Source organism: Cupriavidus sp. SIMBA_020 (assembly GCF_046535395.1).
GTDB lineage: Bacteria > Pseudomonadota > Gammaproteobacteria > Burkholderiales > Burkholderiaceae > Cupriavidus > Cupriavidus campinensis.
This window is the reverse complement of the sequence record NZ_JAWRWU010000007.1, coordinates 33,769-51,894: the sequence shown is the minus strand read 5'-3', so window position 1 is coordinate 51,894 and position 18,126 is coordinate 33,769. Positions and strand designations below refer to the sequence as shown.

Here is an 18,126-nt window from a genome sequence, read left to right as displayed (position 1 = left end):
GTTCTTCGGGCCCTCGCATTTGAACGCATGACACTGGTCGCGCCCCCGACATCTCCCCCGCCCCCGCCGCCGCAGCCACCGCAGCAGCCGCGCCAGACGGAGCTGGACGGCTGGCTGCCGCGCCACTCGCCGCTGGCGCGCGTCGGGCTGATCTGCTTCACGCTGCTGGTGGCCTACGCCAGCCTCTATCCGTTCACGGGTTGGGTCAACAACGGCATCTCGCCGCTGGCCTTCCTGACGGCGCCCAAGCCGCGCTACATCACCGAGTTCGACCTGATGACCAACGTGCTCGGCTATTGCCCGTTCGGGGCGCTGGTCGTGCTGGCGCTGCACCCGCGCATCTCGGGCGCGCGCGCCACGCTGATCGCGCTGGTGGCGGGCGCGCTGCTGTCGGCGGTGATGGAGGCATTGCAGACCTGGCTGCCCAGCCGCATCTCGTCGAATATCGACCTGATTACCAACGCACTCGGCGCGCTGCTGGGCGCGGCCATGGTGGCGCCGTTCACCAGCGCGCTGGTCGATCGCGGCACGCTCACGCGCCTGCGCATGGCCTGGTTCGAGCCCCATGCCAGCTTTGCGATCCTGCTGGTGCTGCTGTGGCCGTTCGCGCAGATCTTTCCGCAGGAGCACCTGTTCGGCATGGGCGGCATCGTGCGGGAATGGATGACCGACCCCGATTCCTGGCCGATGGAGATCCTGCAGAGCTACTTCCCGGCGCTGCTCGACTGGCAGAACAACGTGGGACTGCGGCCCGACGACATGCAGGCCCAGCTGATGCTGGAAACCATGGTGACCGCGTGCAGCTGGATCGGGACCGGACTATTCGCCTCGCTGGCGATGCGGCGCACCGCGCCGATGCTGCGCATCCTGGCCGGGCTGCTCGCCTTCGCCCTGCTGCTCAAGGCCACCGTGGCCGAGTTGCAGTTCGCGGACGACAACACCTTCAACTGGCTGTCCGAGGGGGGCCGCTTCGCGCTGACCACGAGTTCGCTGGTGCTGGTGCTGCTGCTGCGCCTGCCGCGCTGGCTGCGCGCGCTGCTGGCCATCGTGGCGCTGGCGGGGCTGGTGGTGCTGACCAACGTGCTGCCGCCGAACCCGTATGCGTGGATTTCAGAGCAAGGCTGGCGCATGGGACGTTTCGTGCACTTCAACAGCCTGGCCCAGTGGCTGGGCTGGCTGTGGCCGTTCGCGGCGTTCTTCTATGTGCTGTGGCGCGTGGAGCAGATGAGCATGCGCCGGCGGCTGCAACGGCTGGCGCGGCGCCGTGCCACGGCGCGCGCCGTGGCGGCGGCGACGGACCGGCAGGCGGATGCCGGCCCGGGTCCGGGCCAGCCGTGATCGAAATCGAATCGATTAGTGGAGCTGGCCGCCCTGCTCGCGGATATCCGTGTCGGTGGCCAGCGTGGTCTGCACCGCCACGCGCAAGCCGGCGATCAGCGTGTCCAGCGCCAGGCTCGGCGCGCCGGGGTGCCGCGCCGCCTGTTCCGGCAGATAGGGAATGTGGATGAAGCCGCCGCGCGTGCCGGTCAGGCCCTGCCGCGCGATGGCATCCATCAGCCCGTAGAACACATGGTTGCAGACGAAAGTGCCGGCGGTCTGCGACACCATCGCCGGCACGCCCGCCGCGCGCAGGTCGCGCACGATGGCCTTGATCGGCAACGTGGCGAAGTAGGCGGCCGGGCCATCGGCGGCGATGGTCAGGTCGATCGGCTGCGCGCCGGCGTTGTCGGCGATGCGCGCATCGTCCACATTGATCGCCACGCGCTCGATCGACAATTCCGTGCGGCCGCCAGCCTGGCCCACCGCAATCGCCACATCCGGCTTCACCGACGCCAGCAGCGCCGACATCGCCTCGATGGCCGCGCCGAACACGCACGGCAGCTGGCGGGCGACGATGACCGCATCGCCCACCTGCTGGCCGTCCAGCGCCCGCACCGCCTCCCATGAGGGGTTGACCGGTTCCTTGTCGAACGGCTCGAAGCCGGTAAGCAGTACGGTGCGGGTACGCATGATGCGTGTCTCCATGGGTTACATCAGGAAGTACAGCAGGATGATATTGGCGGCCAGGATGGCCAGCGCCGACGGCACCTGCGCGCGGATGACCGCGTTCTTGTCGTCCAGCTCCAGCAGCGCCGCCGGCACGATGTTGAAGTTGGCCGCCATCGGCGTCATCAGCGTACCGCAGTAGCCCGAGAACATGCCGATAGCCGCCATCACGGCCGGGTTGGCGCCGAACATGCCCACCAGGATCGGCACGCCCACGCCGCCGGTCATCACCGGGAAGGCGGCAAACCCGTTGCCCATGATCACCGTGAACAGCGCCATGCCCACGCAGTACACCGCCACGGCCACCAGCTTGTAGTCCATGTTGATGTAGGCGGTGGCCAGGTGCGCCACGGCCTTGCCCACGCCGGCATCGGCGAAGACCAGGCCCAGCATGGCCAGCATCTGCGGCAGCACCAGCGCCCAGCCCAGCGACTCGATCAGCCGGCGCGACTCGCGCATGCCCTGCGTGACGGTGTCCCGCGTGAGCCAGCACACCACGGCCAGCGAGACCAGGCAGCCAATGCCAAGCGACACGAACGTCACATTCTTCGGATCGAGCAGCGGCACGCCGGCCAGCTTCACGTCCTTGAACAGCACCGTGCCGATCACGGTCACCAGCGGAATCAGCAGCGCCGGGATGAACAGCTTGTTGCCCAGACGCTTGGCGCTGGCGCGGCGCTCCGACTCGGGCAGCGTGCCGTGCTTGCCATGGCCCACGCCGCCGAAGCCGGCGATCAGCGCCATCAGCACGGCGGCGATGCCGACGATGGCCGGCGGGATCTTGTCGCCAATCAGGAAGATGGCCGCATACAGCGCCCAGAACAGGCCGGTGGACAGGCGCCGCGGGTGCGTCTTGTCCGTGAAGGTCATCAGGGCGGTAATCGCCAGCACGAAGCCGGCCAGCCAGTAGAGATAGTCGATGGATACGATCATGGCTTACTCCCCCACCTTGCCAGCCGTAGCCGGCGTGCCCGAGGGCGTCTTGCCCAGCTCGCGCTCCAGCCAGCTGTCCAGCCGCTTCAGGCGCACCGCGTGGATCAGGAACGCGCAGATCGCGGTCGGAATGCCCCAGACGGCGATGTGCAGCGGCTCCACGTCGATGTTCGACGACAGCAGGAAGGTGTGCATCAGCGCGATGGCGCCGAAGGCCACGAAGATGTCCTCGCCGAAGAACAGGCCGACGTTGTCGGTAGCGGCGCAGAAGGCCAGCACGCGCTGGCGCACCGGCTCGGGCAGGTGCCCGAAGCGGTTCTCGGCCGCGCCCTCGGCCATCGGGGCCAGCAGCGGACGCACCATCTGCGGATGCCCGCCCAGGCTGGTCAGCCCCACGGCGGCGGTCAGCTCGCGCACGGCGAGGTAGACGATCAGCAGGCGGCCAACCGTGGCCGAGGCGATGCGCGAGATCCACGCCTGCGCGTGCTCCCGCAGGCCGTGGCGCTCGAGCAGGCCGATCACGGCCAGCGGCAGCAGGATGATCAGCGGCAGGTTGCGTGCCTTGACGAAGGCCGTGCCGATTGCGGTGAAGATCTGCATCAGCGGCATGGAAGCGGTCAGCCCCGTGACGATGGCGGCAAGCGCCACCACCAGCATGGGATTGAACCGCAGGACAAAGCCGATGACGATGACGCCGACCCCGAGCAGGGGCCAAAGATTGACAGCCGATTCCATGGGTAACACCAGATAGAAGGTGAAGCGAACGGTGGAGCAAAGCCAGCGCCGGCGGGCGGGCGCCCGTCAGGCACCAGCCCGGATGGCGATGCCTTCCGCGCCGAGCCGTTCCCGGATGCGGCGCGCGAAGGCAAGCGCGTGGGCGCCGTCGCCGTGCAGGCACACGGTTTCGGCGCGGATCGGTACCCAGGTGCCGTCGATCGCGCGCACGCGTTGGTCGCGCACCATCGACAGGGTCTGGTCCAGGGCAACTTCCTCGTCGTCGTGCAGCGCGCCCGGCGTGCCGCGCTTGACCAGCGTGCCGTCGGGGTTGTAGCCACGGTCGGCGAACACTTCTTCCTTCACGCGCAGCCCGGCATCGCGCGCCAGGGTGATCATGCGGCTGTTGGCCAGGCCGAAGAAGACGAGGTCGGGGTTGTAGTCGCGCACGGCACGCACGATGGCGGCGCAGAGCGTTTCGTCGCGCACGGCCATGTTGTAGAGCGCGCCATGCGGCTTCACGTGGGCGAGCTGGCCGCCCTGGGCGCGCACGATGCCGTCGAGCGCGCCGATCTGGTACAGCACGTCGGCGTAGACGGCCTCGGGGTCGCGCTGCATCTCGGTGCGGCCGAAGTTCTCGCGGTCCGGGAAGCTCGGATGTGCGCCAATCGCCACGTTGTTGGCGATCGCCCATTTCACGGTCTGGAGCATGGTGGCGGCATCGCCGGCGTGCCAGCCGCACGCCACGTTGGCGGAACTGATCAGTGCCAGCAGGGCTTCGTCGTTGCCGCAGCCTTCGCCCAGGTCGGCGTTCAGGTCGATTTGCATGGGGGTTCTCCTTGTACGGTGGGGTCCAGCCGGCGTTACGCGACGAAGCGCGTGGTGGTGCGGCGGCGCGCGGCGATCTTCATGCCATCGCCCTGCCATTGCAGCGCCTGGTCGATCTGCCGCAGGTAGCGGTCCAGCTCCGCCTGCGCGGCGGCGGCCTCGTCCAGCGTGGCCTGCACGAAGCGCACGGACGCGCCGAGCGGCACCTGCGCCAGCCGCCAGAGGTCGGCGCCAATCACGACGCCAATCTTCGGATAGCCGCCCGTGGTCTGCGCATCGCTCATCAGCGCGATGGGCTGGCCGGCCGGCGGCACCTGCATCACGCCCGGCACCACGCCGTGCGAGAGCAGGTCGCCGCTGCGCTCGGCGCGGCGCGCCAGCGCGGGGCCCTGCAGGCGCAGGCCCATGCGGTTGCTCTGCGGCGTGATGGTCCAGTCGGACTGCCACAGCGCGGCCTGCGCGGCGGGTTCGAAATCGGGATATTCGGGGCCGGGCAGCATGCGGATGGCCCAGGCGTCGTCGATGCGGTTCACGGGCAGCGCCCAGCCCGGGGCGGCCACGCCGAGCCAGTCGCGCTCCTCGTCCAGGCCCGGACGGCCGGCGGGCAGCTTGTCGCCCTCGCGCAGCACGCGCCCTTCGAAGCCGCCATAGCCGGACTTCAGGTCCGTGCTGCGGGAGTTCATGACCAGCGGCACGTCGATGCCACCCGCCACGCAAAGGTAGGTGCGGGTGCCGCCGCGCGGAGACGGCAGTGTCAGGGTTTCGCCGCGATGTACATCGAAGGCGTGCCAGCACCAGACCGGCACGCCGTCCAGGTTGGCGCCACACTCGGCCCCGACCAGCGCCACGCGCATATCGGCATGGAAACGCATGGCCGCGCGGCCCAGCGTGAATTCGATGCCGGCGGCGCCGGGCGCGTTGCCGAGCAGCCGGTTGCCCACGTGAAGCGCCAGGCTGTCCGCCGCGCCCGAGCGGCCCACCCCGAAGCGGCGGAAGCCCACCCGGCCGAGATCCTGTACGGACGCCTGCGCGCCGGGACGAATGATTTCGATCACGCCAGATACTCCTCGACGATGAAGCGCACGGTGTCGCCCGGCGCGAAGAGGGACGGCGGATCGCGGTCCGCCACGAAGAGCTGGGCGTCGGTATGCCCGATCAGTTGCCAGCCGCCGGGCAGCACGGCGGGATAGATGCCGGTCTGCTCGCCGCCGATGCCCACGGCACCGGCCGGCACGGCCAGGCGTGGCTCGCGCCGGCGCGGCGTGGCCAGCTCCGGAGCCATGCCGCCCATATAGGCGAAACCGGGCTGGAAGCCAAGGAAATACACCACGTACTCGCCCGCCGCATGCCGGCGCACCACTTCCTGCGGCGTCATGCCCGTATGCGCGGCCACATCGGCCAGATCGGGGCCGAACTCGCCGCCGTAGCGCACGGGAATTTCCACCAGCTTGCCGGTGGCGTTGCGCGTTTCGCCCGACGCCCACGCCACCTTCAGATTACGCTCCAGCGCGGCCACGTCGGCGGTGTCGTCGAAGACCACGGTGAGGTTGTTCATGCCGGGCACCACGTCCACCACGCCGCGCCAGTCGGCAGCGCGCTCGGCCATGGCCCAGATGCGGCGCTGGACATCGAGCGAAGCGGGCGGCGACACGCTATAGAGCAGCGCTTGCTCGGCCAGGCGATGGACGGTGCAATCGGGCATGTGGGGCAACCAGTGAGGATGGGGCGGATGGTTTCGGACCGAATGTGACTCAGTCGTATTTCATCGACGATTTATCGATAAATTCATCATAACGAAACATGCCGACGCCCAGCACTCGGGGTTGTCCCTAGGGTGTTATGCACCGTTAGCGACAAGATGACGCCAAGACGGGGATTAAGTGCCTTTTGAGTATCTTTCTATGAAAGGTGCTTGAAAGCCGCGAGCAGACATTCAGGACGCCCCTTGCCTGCCTGTCGGAACGATTGGCAATAAAAAAGGCCGGGAGCATGTCCCGGCCTTCCTTGTTCGTGCTACCCGCCCGCTTCAGGCAAACCCGGCCTGATGCGCCTGCTGGTCGGCGTGGTACGAGCTGCGCACCATGGCACCGACGGCGGCGTGGGTGAAGCCCATCTTGTAGGCCTCTTCCTCGAACATCTTGAAGGTATCCGGATGCACGTAGCGCATCACCGGCAGGTGGTGGTTCGACGGCGCCAGGTACTGGCCGATGGTCAGCATGTCGATATCGTGGGCGCGCATGTCGCGCATGACCTCGAGGATTTCCTCGTCGGTCTCGCCCAGGCCCACCATCAGGCCCGACTTGGTCGGCAGGTGCGGATTCCGGCGCTTGAACTCCTGCAGCAGCTTGAGCGAGTGCGCGTAGTCGGCGCCCGGGCGGGCCTGCTTGTACAGGCGCGGCACGGTTTCCATGTTGTGGTTCATCACATCGGGCGGGGCGGCCTGGAGCACGTCCAGCGCCTTGTCCAGACGGCCACGGAAGTCGGGCACCAGCACCTCGATGCGGGTGGCCGGCGACAGCGCGCGGGTCTGCGAGATGCAATCCACATAATGCTGGGCGCCGCCGTCGCGCAGGTCGTCGCGGTCCACGCTGGTAATCACCACGTAGTTCAGCTTCAACTGGGCGATGGTGCGCGCCAGGTTGCCCGGCTCGTTCACGTCGAGCGGATCGGGGCGGCCATGGCCCACGTCGCAGAACGGGCAGCGGCGCGTGCACTTGTCGCCCATGATCATGAACGTGGCCGTGCCCTTGCCAAAGCACTCGCCGATGTTCGGGCAGCTGGCTTCCTCGCACACCGTGACGAGGTTGTTGGCGCGCAGGATGTCCTTGATCTCGTAGAAACGCGAGTTGCCGGTGGCCGCCTTCACGCGGATCCACTCCGGCTTCTTCAGCTTCTCGGCCGGCACGATCTTGATGGGGATGCGCGCGGTCTTGTCGGCCGACTTCTGCTTGCGGGTCGGATCGTACTCGGCGGGGGATTGCGGGGCTTCGCTGGACGGGGCGATCAGGGCGTCGCTCATACTGTTCTCCGCACGCTTGGCCGCGTGCATGTTTGGCTGTGGACTTGGCTGTGAATCAGGGCCGGGGGCGCCATCGCTGTGCTCAGGCGGCCTCGGCGGCGGCATTCCCGCGCGCCGGGGCCCGCGCTTCGCGCGCCGCCAGCACCTCGCACAGGGCCGCCGCCAGGCGTCGCGCGATTTCGGGGTAGTGGGCCGCAGTGACGGGGGTCGTTGCACTCAGCGTCAATGGCGTTCCCCCGGCTTCGCCTGCCACCGGCACGGTGGCGCCCGCGCTGGCCATGTCGACTGTTTCCAGTCCGGCATAGCCGCACGGGTTGATGCGAAGGAACGGTGAGAGGTCCATCTGCACGTTGAGGCTGACGCCGTGATAGCTGCAGCCGTTGCGGATCTTGAGGCCGAGCGCGGCAATCTTGGCGCCCTGGTGCGGCCCGTCCGACAGATAGATGCCGGGGGCGCCGGGCTTGCGTTCGGCTGCGAGATTATACGCCGCCAGCGTGTCCAGCACCGCCTGCTCGATATCGGTCACCAGCTCGCGCACCATCAGGTGGCGGCGGCGCAGGTCCAGCAGCAGGTAGGCCACGACCTGGCCCGGCCCGTGATAAGTGATCTGTCCGCCACGATCGATCTTGACGACGGGAATCGCGGCATCGGGCGAGAGCAGGTGCGCGGGGTCCCCGGCCTGGCCGAGCGTGTAGACCGGCGGGTGCTCGACCAGCCAGATCTGGTCCGGCGTGTCGGGCGTGCGGGCCTCGGTATAGGCGCGCATGGCGTCGAAACAGGGCGCGTACGGCTCCAGACCCCGCTCGATGACTTGAATGGCATGCATGCCCGAGAGTGTAACGAAAAGGGCCGGCATGCGCCGGCCCCTGGTGGGCGACCCCGGTCATGGCGGGGTCTCGCGTTCGGCCTCCCGGCCCGGCCTCGGCGGCCAGACCAGCCTCAGTTCAGGAGGCCGTGACCTGATCCTGGCCCGGTGTCCATTCGGTCCCTCGAACCAAACGCCTCACGGCGCGGAACACGAAATGTGGCAGGTCCGCCACGGTCGCCGCCGGGCGGCGTGCTTCGGCAATCAGCGCCAGCCTGACCGGGCGGGTCGCCCTCGGGTCCACGCTGATCACGATCTCATCGCCGCGCCGGAGCAACAGGCTGCCGCCACAACGGAGCCAGTAATCCTCCGAGTCGTTCTCGCGGGTCACCCACACGTCCGTGGCTTTGGCGTCTTCCACAAACAGACGCTGGGCAGCATGGAGCGAGAGGCTGGTGACTTCGCCAGGGACGAGGGTGAACACTGTCGTTGTGAGCAAGGCTTTCATGATGGCTTTCTCCGTGTGCCGGGTGCCCGCTGACGGGTCAGATGCACCGGAACTGGCCTGGATATTGGACCGGGCCAGTTAGGGGGCGCTGACAAGCGGTTCCGGTGCATTGCATTCTAGTGATTGCCCTAGCACTATCAAAACGATATATATTCTTGTGTCTTGTTAGCCAAACTCACATAGAGAACTCGCATCATGGTCTGGAGCGGCAGCTGGAACCCCGACAACGGACAGCGCTGGAAGCGCGATTTCCCGCGCCTGCCGGCGCTCTCCGCGCTACGCGCCTTCGAGGCCGCCGCGCGCCACGAGAGCTTTTCCCGCGCGGCGGCGGAGCTGTTCGTCACCCATGGCGCCGTCAGCCACCAGGTCCGCGCGCTGGAGGAAGAACTGGGCCAGCCGCTGTTCGAGCGGCGCGGCAAGCGGGTGATGCTGACCGCCAACGGCCGGGTCTACGCCGAGCGCGTGCGCGACGCGCTGTTGCAGATCGCCGATGCCACGCGTGTGCTCCAGGCCGGCAACCGCGACAAGCGGCTGACCATCAGCACCATGCCGTCCTTCGCCGCGCGCTGGCTCACGCCGCGCATCGGCAGCTTTATCGAGCAGCATCCGGAGCTGGACGTGGAGTTGCTGTCATCGAACTCGCTGGTCGATTTCGCCAATGAGGAAGTGGACGTCGCGCTGCGCATGGGCAATGGCGACTACCCGGGCCTGTACGTGGAACGGCTGCTCGACGATGTGTTCTTTCCGGTGTGCAGCCCCGATTTCAACGGTGGCCGCCTGCCCGAACAGCCGGCGCACATGGCCGGCATGCCGCTGCTGCGCGGCGAGGGCGATCCGTGGCAACCGTGGTTCGAAGCCGCCGGGCTGGACTGGCCGGAGCCGCGCAAGGGCCTGCTGCTGCAGGATTCCTCGCTGCTGCTGCAGGCCGCCGCCGAGGGCCAGGGCATCGCGCTGATCCGCTCCTCGCTGGCCTACAACGACCTGCTCTCCGGCCGCGTGGTGCGGCTGTTCGACGTGAATATCGTCTGCCCGTGGCTGCTGTACTTCGTCAGCACGCACGCCAGCCTGGAATTGCCGAAGGTACAGGCGTTCCGCCAGTGGCTGCTGCCCGAGATGGAGCGCTTCCGCAACATTTTGTCGCAGTGGTCTGACTAGCGCCCCTTACCTCACAACCGGAGGGTTGGTGGGGCGAATGGACGGGTCACAGGAGAAGCGTTCCTGACCGGTGGGGGAGCGGAGACCAGACGGCAATTTGGTATCAAACTCAATGCGCAGACCATTGGGCAGGTCTTCCTTGCCGTAGACAAAACCGGGAATCAACGGATATCGCGCGGTAATAATTCTGCCGGTAGTCTCGCTGTGCAATTTCGATATATACATAGCGTCTTCAGTCGCCGCAATGGTGAACCGCTTCGAGTCTTTGAATGGGTCGAAGCTCACCATATAGCGCCAGCCTTTGAAGGTTTTGCCGCCATCGGTCGAATAGAGCAACGAGATGGAGCAGCCTCGGTCGCTGCACGTCCGTTCTGGCGGCTGGGACGACGGAATGACAAGGTTCAGGCCGGTTGCATCCGCATTGATGAGCCTGCCCTGAAAGTTCTCGATGCCGTTGCGCCCAAGTCTTTTGCGAATCCCTTGCTTCGTGTCGTTGTAGTACGTCGTCCCATGGTGGCAATCCCAATAGTTCTCTAGTGTCACAAAACGATGGTCGTCGATGCGATAGATCACCTGTGGCGGCACATCGTAGACGGCGTCCAGCGGTGGGCCGACATAAGAGGGCGGCGTGGCGCAACCGGCAATCAAAAGGGCGCCCAGCGCGGCGGCGGTGATGGCGCTTCGCATCAGAATTCCCTCCGTTTGATCTTTTCAGCCTGAGCGCGGGTGATTTCAGCTGCCACGGTTTCGCCGTCGATATGCGACGGCATGGCGGGCTTCATCAGGTTGCCGGTAAGGAAATACGGGTCCCGCAAGGAGGTCCAATCCGCCTCCTGCAGCAATCGGGTCCAGAATGTGGGGTCCTTATATGCATCGCAGAAGCCAACGGGCAGGTCATAGGCGACCACGCGCTTCATGAATTCGGCATTTTCAGGCAAGCTGCTGTGATCCGTCGGCTCGGATTGATATTGGTCGATGCGCTTCCGCATCTCTTCCCGGGTCTCAATTCTGCGATTGGGTCGCCCATCGTTGTAGATGTCTGGCTCTTCCCTGTATTCCTCCGGCTCGTAGATCGATGCGAGATATGAGAATGTCGTATCGAGACGCTCACCGGTTTCCGGGTCAACCTCGCCCCATTTTGCGGCAGTATGTTTTGGCCTATCGAAGCGCTGCACCTCCTCAGCCGTCAATGGATTCGGCACTGCCTCGGCGTTGATCGTCACCGTCTTGTTCTTGTCAGGTACCGCCCAAAGCTTCATCAATCCACCCAGTACCCCGCGATTACCGTCCCAGAAATCGTCGGACTTGACCCCGGGAGGTGGATCCGGGATCGGCGGTAGCGACCCAAACTTCTTGACGCCCGGCGCGTCGCCGCAAGGCGTACCAAGGCGTACCTCGCGCCAGCATCCTTTGTTTGACCGTATCGCCCAACTCCGCCAGCAGATTGGCATCCAAGCCCTGCCAGCCAATACTCTGCAAGGCCGTGCAACCCATCACCCGGTCATGGGGGCTGAAGTACACGTATAACCGCCCATGGTTGTCGCGCTCGGGCATGCCGAAGTGATTTTCGAGATCGGGGCGCCAGAAATTCATGTCCTCGGTCGCACCGACTTGCAAGCACTTTATCTGCGCCGGTGAGAGCGCCCGCTTTTCCTGTTTGATCCGGTTGGCGATATTGCGGAAAGTACTGACCCTTGCCCGTTCGGTAGGTCGTTCATTGCCACAGGTGAGGGAGTCGGTGATTTTGTCGTCGAGCGCGAACGGCGAATTCATGATGAACAGCGCGTCCGGCGCGCGTCTCGCACAAGGCCGTGGCGGCCATGGCAATCATCGTTCCCTGGCTGTGCGAGCAAATCGAGATCGTGTCATTAGGCGAATGCCGGCGAATCTTGTCGATCAGCCCGGCCAGACGCTGCACCGCATGGGCGTAATAGGTGCGTGGCGGCGCGTCCTGCAATTGGCGCTCCGTCTCGGTATTGAGCGCCTGCATATCCACACCCAGGACATGCCGGCGGAAACCGGCCTCGCTCCAGAGTTGCTGAAGATTATTTGTGCCGTTCTGGAAAGGACCACCGCCCCAATACCATGGCCCGCCCTGACTCGTGCATTGCGGCGCACTGTAATCAGTGCCCCGGATATTTCGTAGCGGGATCGTATAGTTTTCTTCCTGACCATCGGGAGCTCGATAGCCCCAGTAGAAGCGGATGACGGGGGAATATCCTGCTGTTACGACACGGCGCCCATCCTGCTGTTTCGTTACGCTATCAACCGCCGTGTAGGTGGTTGTTTCGAGGTCTGCGCGATTCAATCGCTGATTCAACCCGTCGCATAGCGCGCCTTCCGCCGCGTCATACCACTCCCCTTCCGAATTGACCCCGTGCACAAAGATAATAATTCCGGGCAGGTGCGGAGGAATCTGTGCTTCCGCCCGGACCTCGAAGCTTTCCGGTGTCAGGAACGACTCCCAGTAAGGCCGTCCCTGCGCGTCGATCTGCATCGGCACGACGCGCGTGGCGATATTGAGCTTGTTCCGCTTCGATTCGTTAGCCGGCGCGGGTTGAGCCGACCGCCCATCGTCCTCTTCAAAAACATCAGCCATATGACCTCGCTTCCATGCCACCGCAGCCTGAAAAGCTGCGTATTCGGCATGCTAGACGCGAGGATCCGGTCACTACAATCGTAAAACGCCGAAACTCGCGTCGGCGAAGATGGCTTGGCGGCTATGGGGTCCGGCCGGGTGACTCAGCTTTCTTCGTCTTTTTCCGATGGTGTCGGCGCAGGCTTTGCGGCGGCAGTCTTTGCACGCCCCGCGCGCGGGTGGGCCTGGTCGTAGACCTTGGCCAGATGCTGGAAGTCGAGTGAGGTGTAGACCTGCGTCGTGGCGATGCTGGCGTGGCCGAGCATCTCCTGCACCGCGCGCAGGTCGCCTGACGACTGCAGCATGTGAGTGGCGAATGAGTGGCGCAGCATGTGCGGATGCACGTGGGTCGGCACGCCGGCCGACAGCGCCTGCTTGCGGATGCGCGACTGCACGGTGGCCCCGGACAGCCGCTTGCCGCGTGTGCCGAGGAACAGCGCGTGGGCGTCCTCGGGCGCCGCGCCGGGGCGCAGCAGCGTGTCACGCACGGCCAGCCAGGCCCGCAGCGCCTCCATCGCCTTGCTGCCCACCGGCACCGAGCGCCGGCGCGAGCCCTTGCCGATCACGGTGACCTCAGCCCCGGCCAGGTCGATCCAGCCGATCGAGCGGTACGCGCCATCCTCGGTATAGCGCAGGTCCAGCTGCACCAGCTCCGACAGCCGCAGCCCGCTCGAATAGAACAGTTCGAAGACCGCCTGGTCGCGCCGCGCCTCGGCCGAGTCGCCGGGGCGATGGGCGACCAGCGCCACCGCATGCTCCACCGACAGCGCCTTGGGCAGCGGCTGGCCGCGCTTGGGCGCGCGCACGCCATCGACGGGATTCATCGCCACGCCGTGGCCATGGCGCGCCGCCCACAGGTAGAAGCCGCGCCAGGCGGAGAGCGTGCGGGCGATGGTCCGCGCGGACAGGCCGCCGCCGTGCATGCGCGCGGCAAAGGACCGGATGTGATGGGTTTCCAGCGCCAGCAGCGCCACGCCCGGCGCGTGGCGCGCGGCGTGGGTCTGGAGTACGGAGAGGTCATGGCCGTAACTGGCCAGCGTGTGCTCGGCCAGCTTGCGGCCGGTGGCCAGCCAGTCGAGGTAGCGCACCACCAGCGGATCGGGCGCCGGCTTGGGGTCCGGTGCCTCGCTCTCCGATGGCGGGCGGCGGGCCATGTCAGTCGCGCAGGCGGTTCAGCGCGGCGCCGGCCACTTCGCCGATCTGGCCCAGGTAGGCCGTGCCCATGCCTTCGTGGAAGCGGCGCGCATCGGGCGAGCCCAGCACCAGCAGGCCGAAGGCGGCGCCCAGCGCGTCTTCGTCCGGCCGGGCCGGCACACGCAGGGCCACCATCGCCAGCGAGGCGATGTCGTCACGCTCGAGCAGCGCGGCGGCCTCGAAGCCACTGTTCGGGCCGCAGTACGGCGCGCGCAGCCCTTCGGCAAACAGGCGCAGGTCGTCGCTGGCGCCCTGCGCCACTTCGATGTGCGTGAAGGCTTCGCCGACGTTCCACACGCGCAGGGCCACCGCCGGCACGTCGAACACCTGCTGCAGGCCGTCCTGCACCGTGTACGGCAGCGCGTGCGAATCGGCCTCGGCCAGCAGGCGCAACTGCCAGGCATGCATGCGCTGCTGGGTGCGGTCGTTGTCATGCCCGTGGCGGACCAGGTCGGCCAGCTTCAGCTCCAGCCCCTTGTTCTTTTCGCGCAGGATTTCCATCTGGCGCTCCTGCAGCGACACGGCGCGATGGCTGTGCGGGCTGGTCAGCTGCACCGCGGCCAGCAGTTCGGCGTGTTCCTCGAAGAACTGCGGATTGCTCTGCAGCCAGGCGGCGACATCTTGGGCGTTCATAAGCTTCTACCGGAGTATTTTTCGGATGGCAGTGTAGCAAACGGCACTGCTAGGTCTGGATCAGCCGCTTCTGACGCGAAATACTCATCAGGATGCCAATCCCCATGCCCAGCGTCACCAGCGCCGTCCCGCCATAACTGAGCAGCGGCAGCGGCACCCCCACCACCGGGAGGATCCCGCTCACCATGCCCATGTTCACGAAAGCGTAGGTGAAGAAGATCAGCGTGATGGCGCCCGCCAGCAGCCGCGAGAACAGCGTCGGCGCATTGGCGGCAATATACAGCCCGCGGAAGATCAGCAGCAGGTACAGCACCAGCAGCACCGCGTTGCCGATCAGGCCGAACTCCTCAGAGAACACCGCGAAGATGAAGTCGGTGTGCTTCTCGGGGATGAATTCCAGGTGGGTCTGGGTGCCCTTGAGCCAGCCCTTGCCGGTCACGCCGCCCGAGCCGATGGCGATGATCGACTGGATGGTGTGGAAGCCCTTGCCGAGCGGGTCGGTGGTGGGGTCCAGCAGCGTGCAGACGCGGTGCTGCTGGTAGTCGTGCAGGACCGGCCAGTTCACGCCCGGGGCGCAGATCTGGCTTTCATACGAGATCAGCAGCGTGATCGCCACCACGCCGATGCCCAGCAGCGGCAGGATGATCTTCCACGTCAGCCCGGCGAAATAGATCACATAGAGGCCGGCCGCCAGCACCAGCAGCGCCGTGCCGAGGTCCGGCTGCTTGGCGATCAGCCCCACCGGAATGCCGAGCATGACCAGCGCCACGACGAAGTCGAACCACTTGATTACGCCCTCGCGCTTCTGGAAGTACCACGCCAGCATCAGCGGCATCGAGATCTTCATGATCTCGGACGGCTGGATCACCATGCCCACGTTGAGCCAGCGCCGCGCGCCCTTGCGGATCAGGCCGAACATCGCCACCGCAATCAGCAGCGCCACGCCCACCGTATACAAGGGGACCGCGATCCGCATCAGCAGCTGGGTGGGCATGTAGGCGATCACCATCATCACTGCGTACGAGAGCAGGATGTTGCGCAACTGGTCTTCCACGCGGCCCGGCATGTCGATGGCGGCTGAATACAGCGCCACGATGCCCGTGGCGAACAGCAGGAAGACGATCAGGGCCAGCGGCTTGTCGAAGCCGGTGAGGGCCGTCCGGATCAGGGACATGACGCGGCGTTTATCCATGGCGCCCGTCTCCTTTACTCTGCAGCATGGTTACGGGGGGCGGGTGCCGTCGTGCTGACCGGCCGGACGCGTGGCTTGGCCGGCGCCGGCGCCGAGGCAGGCGCGGGGCGCGCGGCGGGGGCCGGGTTCGGGGTCGGAGGCGGCGCGGCCGGCTTGCTGTGGCCGAGCGCCTGGAGCATCCGTTCGTCGAGCGTGGCCACGGCCGAGGCCGGCGCGATGGCGGCCGGGTCCAGCTGGGCGGCGATCGATTCCGAAGCGCCGCGCGCACCCGCGCCCGAGGCCACGGTGGCGCCGGAAGCCCCGACAAGTGCAGCACTCGCCGCACCGGCAGCGCTGGCGTCCGCACCCGAGGCCGCGCCCGCCGGCGCGTTGGCCATTACCGTGGCCGTCGCGGCGTTGGCCGTCAGGCCGGTGGTGAACACGCTTGGCGTATCCACCGGCGGCTTGCCGCCTGCGCGCTCGCGCTCGGCCGGCGGCGGCGCGCTGGCCTGCAGCTCCTCGGGCCACTTGCCGACCAGGTAGTAATCCATCACCTTGCGGGCGATCGGCGCCGCCACAGCCGCGCCGAAGCCGGCGTTCTCGACGATCAGCGCCAGCGCGATCTTCGGGTTGTCCGCCGGGGCGAAGGCCGTATAGAGCGAGTGGTCGCGCTTGCGCTCCTCCAGCGCATGGTGGTTGTACTTCTCGCCCTTGGCCAGCGTGTAGGTCTGCGCGGTGCCGGTCTTGCCGGCCGATTCATAGGCCGCGCCCGCGAACACGCGCGCGGCGGTGCCCGAGTGCGTCACGGCCACCATGGCCTTCTTGATCACGTCGATATCGGCCTGCTTGAGCGGAATCCGATAGCTTTCCTTGGGCACGGTCAGCGTACGCTGGCGCGTGACCGAATCCTCCACCGCCTTCACCAGGTGAGGCTTCATCACCGCGCCGTTGTTGACGATGATCGACACCGCATTGGCCAGCTGCAGGATCGTGAAGCTGTTGTAGCCCTGCCCGATGCCCAGCGAGATGGTCTCGCCGTCATACCACTTCTGCTGCTCGGGCTTGCGGTACGCCTTGCGCTTCCACTCGGTGGACGGCAGGATGCCGCGGCTTTCGCCCTCGATGTCGATGCCCGTGATCTGCCCGAAGCCAAGCGGCTTCATGAAGTCGTGGATGCCGTTGACGCCCATGTCGCGCGCCAGCGCGTAGTAATAGGTGTCGCAGGACTGCACGATCGAGGTCTGCATGTCCACCCAGCCGTGGCCGCCCGGCTTGTCGTCGCGGAAGGTATGGTTGCCCAGCGTGAAGAAGCCCGGGTCGTGCATGCCCCAGGCGGCCGTGCGCTTGCCCATGGTCAGCGCCGCCAGCGCCATGAACGGCTTGTAGGTCGAGCCCGGCGGATAGGTGCCGCGCAGCGGGCGGTTCAGCAGCGGCTTGTCCGGCGAGCTGTTGAGTTCGTCCCAGGTCTTCGAGTCGATGCCTTCCACGAACAGGTTCGGGTCGTAGGTGGGCTTGGAGACGAAGGCCAGGATGTCGCCCGTGGCCGGCTCGATCGCCACCAGCGCGCCGCGCCGGTCGCCAAACAGCTGCTCGGCCAGCTGCTGGAGGCGGATGTCCAGCGACAGGATCAGGTTGTTGCCCGGCGTGGCCGGCGAGGTGGACAGCGTGCGGATCGGCCGCCCGCCCGCGCTCACTTCCACTTCCTCGAAGCCGGTCAGCCCGTGCAGTTCGGCCTCGTAGCTCTGCTCCAGGCCGATCTTGCCGATGTAGTTGGTGCCTTTGTAGTTGTCGGCGTCCTTGCGCGGATCGTACTTGGCGCCCTCGGCGTCGTTGGCCTCGTCCATCGCATCGATGCGTTCCTGGTCGCGCTGCGAAATGCGCCCCAGATAACCAATCACGTGGCTGGCCGACTCGCCGAGCGGGTACTGGCGGAACAGCCGTGCGCGCACGTCCACGCCGGGAAAGCGGAAACGCTGGGCGGAGAACTTGGCCACTTCCTCGTCGGACAGCTGGCTGCGGATCGGCAGGCTTTCGAAGCTGCGCGACTCCTCCAGCAGCCGCTTGAAGCGGCGGCGGTCACGCGGCTGGATATCTACAAGTGATGAAAGCGCCTCAATTGTATTGTCGAGCGTATCGGTCAGCTTCGACGGCGTGATTTCCAGCGTGTAGGCCGAGTAGTTGCGCGCCAGGATCACGCCGTTGCGGTCCATGATGATGCCGCGATTGGGCTCGATCGGCGCCACGGAGATCCGGTTGTCCTCCGCCTTGGCCGAGTACTGGTCGTGCTTGTACCACTGGAGCCACAGGAAGCGGGTGAACAGCAGCCCGAAGCAGATCACCGTAAACAGGGCAGCGGCCGCCACGCGGATGCGGAAGCGGCCGATTTCCAGTTCGACGTTGCGGATTTCGGTCATGGCGGTACTGCGGCTGCGGGTTCGGCGTGGGCGGTGGCCCGGACGGCTCTATATAGATAGATCCGGCC

General features: G+C 66.5%; 19 protein-coding genes. 2 read left to right on the top strand and 17 right to left on the bottom strand.

Features of this window, described 5'->3' with window-relative positions; genetic code table 11:
- Positions 1-27: 27 nt before the first annotated feature.
- Positions 28-1,338: a VanZ family protein gene (locus tag SB751_RS15100; RefSeq protein WP_144202556.1), complete on the top strand. Its 1,311-nt coding sequence runs from the start codon at positions 28-30 to the stop codon at positions 1,336-1,338.
- Between the two features lie 15 nt (positions 1,339-1,353).
- On the opposite strand, the gene pcp is transcribed toward SB751_RS15100, so the two are convergent.
- The 9 genes from pcp to SB751_RS15055 form a co-directional block, all read right to left on the bottom strand.
- Complete coding sequence (pcp, locus tag SB751_RS15095) at positions 1,354-2,010, bottom strand: pyroglutamyl-peptidase I (protein WP_144202558.1); 657 nt, start codon at positions 2,008-2,010, stop codon at positions 1,354-1,356.
- A gap of 18 nt (positions 2,011-2,028) precedes the next feature.
- Positions 2,029-2,979, bottom strand: coding sequence for a DUF979 domain-containing protein (locus tag SB751_RS15090; RefSeq protein ID WP_250024979.1), 951 nt, complete (start codon positions 2,977-2,979; stop codon positions 2,029-2,031).
- 3 nt (positions 2,980-2,982) lie between these two features.
- Positions 2,983-3,714 carry a DUF969 domain-containing protein gene (locus SB751_RS15085; protein WP_144202560.1) on the bottom strand — a complete coding sequence of 244 codons (732 nt, stop codon included), beginning with the start codon at positions 3,712-3,714 and terminating at the stop codon, positions 2,983-2,985.
- Between the two features lie 66 nt (positions 3,715-3,780).
- A complete protein-coding gene (gene pxpA, locus SB751_RS15080) occupies positions 3,781-4,521 on the bottom strand; it encodes a 5-oxoprolinase subunit PxpA (protein ID WP_144202562.1) in 741 nt (246 codons plus the stop codon).
- A gap of 35 nt (positions 4,522-4,556) precedes the next feature.
- Entirely contained in the window at positions 4,557-5,576 is a 1,020-nt protein-coding gene (locus SB751_RS15075; RefSeq protein WP_313819217.1) for a biotin-dependent carboxyltransferase family protein, read from the bottom strand.
- Positions 5,573-6,223 carry a 5-oxoprolinase subunit PxpB gene (gene pxpB, locus SB751_RS15070; RefSeq protein ID WP_144202566.1) on the bottom strand — a complete coding sequence of 217 codons (651 nt, stop codon included), beginning with the start codon at positions 6,221-6,223 and terminating at the stop codon, positions 5,573-5,575. The genes SB751_RS15075 and pxpB overlap by 4 nt, the downstream gene beginning before the upstream one ends.
- 324 nt (positions 6,224-6,547) lie before the next feature.
- The gene (gene lipA, locus SB751_RS15065) at positions 6,548-7,540 is read right to left on the bottom strand and encodes a lipoyl synthase (protein WP_144202568.1); all 993 of its coding nucleotides are present in this window, start codon (positions 7,538-7,540) and stop codon (positions 6,548-6,550) included.
- Between the two features lie 82 nt (positions 7,541-7,622).
- Entirely contained in the window at positions 7,623-8,366 is a 744-nt protein-coding gene (lipB, locus tag SB751_RS15060) for a lipoyl(octanoyl) transferase LipB (protein WP_144202635.1), read from the bottom strand.
- A 118-nt stretch (positions 8,367-8,484) separates the two neighbouring features.
- On the bottom strand, positions 8,485-8,853 hold the full coding sequence (locus SB751_RS15055; protein ID WP_144202570.1) for a DUF2917 domain-containing protein: 369 nt from the start codon (positions 8,851-8,853) through the stop codon (positions 8,485-8,487).
- Positions 8,854-9,048: 195 nt separating this feature from the next.
- On the opposite strand from SB751_RS15055, the gene SB751_RS15050 reads away from it, so the two are divergent.
- Complete coding sequence (locus tag SB751_RS15050; protein ID WP_144202572.1) at positions 9,049-10,008, top strand: transcriptional regulator GcvA; 960 nt, start codon at positions 9,049-9,051, stop codon at positions 10,006-10,008.
- 6 nt (positions 10,009-10,014) lie between these two features.
- Here SB751_RS15050 and SB751_RS15045 read toward each other — a convergent pair whose 3' ends face one another.
- The 8 genes from SB751_RS15045 to mrdA all read right to left on the bottom strand — a co-directional run bounded on the left by SB751_RS15045 (position 10,015) and on the right by mrdA (position 18,058).
- Positions 10,015-10,695 (bottom strand): hypothetical protein, encoded by a 681-nt coding sequence (locus tag SB751_RS15045; RefSeq protein ID WP_211944098.1) that lies wholly within the window; start codon positions 10,693-10,695, stop codon positions 10,015-10,017.
- The gene (locus tag SB751_RS15040) at positions 10,695-11,231 is read right to left on the bottom strand and encodes a DUF3274 domain-containing protein (RefSeq protein WP_246119035.1); all 537 of its coding nucleotides are present in this window, start codon (positions 11,229-11,231) and stop codon (positions 10,695-10,697) included. The genes SB751_RS15045 and SB751_RS15040 overlap by 1 nt, the downstream gene beginning before the upstream one ends.
- A 58-nt stretch (positions 11,232-11,289) precedes the next feature.
- Positions 11,290-11,781, bottom strand: coding sequence for a hypothetical protein (locus tag SB751_RS15035; protein ID WP_244845083.1), 492 nt, complete (start codon positions 11,779-11,781; stop codon positions 11,290-11,292).
- Positions 11,723-12,607, bottom strand: a complete 885-nt coding sequence (locus tag SB751_RS15030) for a hypothetical protein (RefSeq protein WP_410748203.1) — start codon at positions 12,605-12,607, stop codon at positions 11,723-11,725. The genes SB751_RS15035 and SB751_RS15030 overlap by 59 nt, the downstream gene beginning before the upstream one ends.
- Positions 12,608-12,750: 143 nt before the next feature.
- Positions 12,751-13,800 carry a tyrosine recombinase XerC gene (xerC, locus tag SB751_RS15025; protein ID WP_211944097.1) on the bottom strand — a complete coding sequence of 350 codons (1,050 nt, stop codon included), beginning with the start codon at positions 13,798-13,800 and terminating at the stop codon, positions 12,751-12,753.
- A 1-nt stretch (position 13,801) separates the two neighbouring features.
- Positions 13,802-14,473, bottom strand: a complete 672-nt coding sequence (locus tag SB751_RS15020; protein WP_144202578.1) for a DUF484 family protein — start codon at positions 14,471-14,473, stop codon at positions 13,802-13,804.
- 49 nt (positions 14,474-14,522) lie between these two features.
- Entirely contained in the window at positions 14,523-15,665 is a 1,143-nt protein-coding gene (gene rodA / locus SB751_RS15015; RefSeq protein ID WP_144202580.1) for a rod shape-determining protein RodA, read from the bottom strand.
- A gap of 14 nt (positions 15,666-15,679) precedes the next feature.
- A complete protein-coding gene (gene mrdA, locus SB751_RS15010; protein WP_250024977.1) occupies positions 15,680-18,058 on the bottom strand; it encodes a penicillin-binding protein 2 in 2,379 nt (792 codons plus the stop codon).
- Between the last annotated feature and the right edge of the window lie 68 nt (positions 18,059-18,126).

Coding starts and splice junctions, on each gene's coding strand:
- lipA (WP_144202568.1), bottom strand. CDS start 7,540: ATGAGCGACGCCCTGATCGCCCCGTCCAGCGAAGCCCCGCAATCCCCC.
- mrdA (WP_250024977.1), bottom strand. CDS start 18,058: ATGACCGAAATCCGCAACGTCGAACTGGAAATCGGCCGCTTCCGCATC.
- pxpA (WP_144202562.1), bottom strand. CDS start 4,521: ATGCAAATCGACCTGAACGCCGACCTGGGCGAAGGCTGCGGCAACGAC.
- SB751_RS15045 (WP_211944098.1), bottom strand. CDS start 10,695: ATGCGAAGCGCCATCACCGCCGCCGCGCTGGGCGCCCTTTTGATTGCC.
- xerC (WP_211944097.1), bottom strand. CDS start 13,800: ATGGCCCGCCGCCCGCCATCGGAGAGCGAGGCACCGGACCCCAAGCCG.
- SB751_RS15050 (WP_144202572.1), top strand. CDS start 9,049: ATGGTCTGGAGCGGCAGCTGGAACCCCGACAACGGACAGCGCTGGAAG.
- pcp (WP_144202558.1), bottom strand. CDS start 2,010: ATGCGTACCCGCACCGTACTGCTTACCGGCTTCGAGCCGTTCGACAAG.
- rodA (WP_144202580.1), bottom strand. CDS start 15,665: ATGGATAAACGCCGCGTCATGTCCCTGATCCGGACGGCCCTCACCGGC.
- pxpB (WP_144202566.1), bottom strand. CDS start 6,223: ATGCCCGATTGCACCGTCCATCGCCTGGCCGAGCAAGCGCTGCTCTAT.
- lipB (WP_144202635.1), bottom strand. CDS start 8,366: ATGCATGCCATTCAAGTCATCGAGCGGGGTCTGGAGCCGTACGCGCCC.
- SB751_RS15090 (WP_250024979.1), bottom strand. CDS start 2,979: ATGATCGTATCCATCGACTATCTCTACTGGCTGGCCGGCTTCGTGCTG.
- SB751_RS15020 (WP_144202578.1), bottom strand. CDS start 14,473: ATGAACGCCCAAGATGTCGCCGCCTGGCTGCAGAGCAATCCGCAGTTC.
- SB751_RS15055 (WP_144202570.1), bottom strand. CDS start 8,853: ATGAAAGCCTTGCTCACAACGACAGTGTTCACCCTCGTCCCTGGCGAA.
- SB751_RS15030 (WP_410748203.1), bottom strand. CDS start 12,607: ATGGCTGATGTTTTTGAAGAGGACGATGGGCGGTCGGCTCAACCCGCG.
- SB751_RS15035 (WP_244845083.1), bottom strand. CDS start 11,781: ATGAATTCGCCGTTCGCGCTCGACGACAAAATCACCGACTCCCTCACC.
- SB751_RS15085 (WP_144202560.1), bottom strand. CDS start 3,714: ATGGAATCGGCTGTCAATCTTTGGCCCCTGCTCGGGGTCGGCGTCATC.
- SB751_RS15100 (WP_144202556.1), top strand. CDS start 28: ATGACACTGGTCGCGCCCCCGACATCTCCCCCGCCCCCGCCGCCGCAG.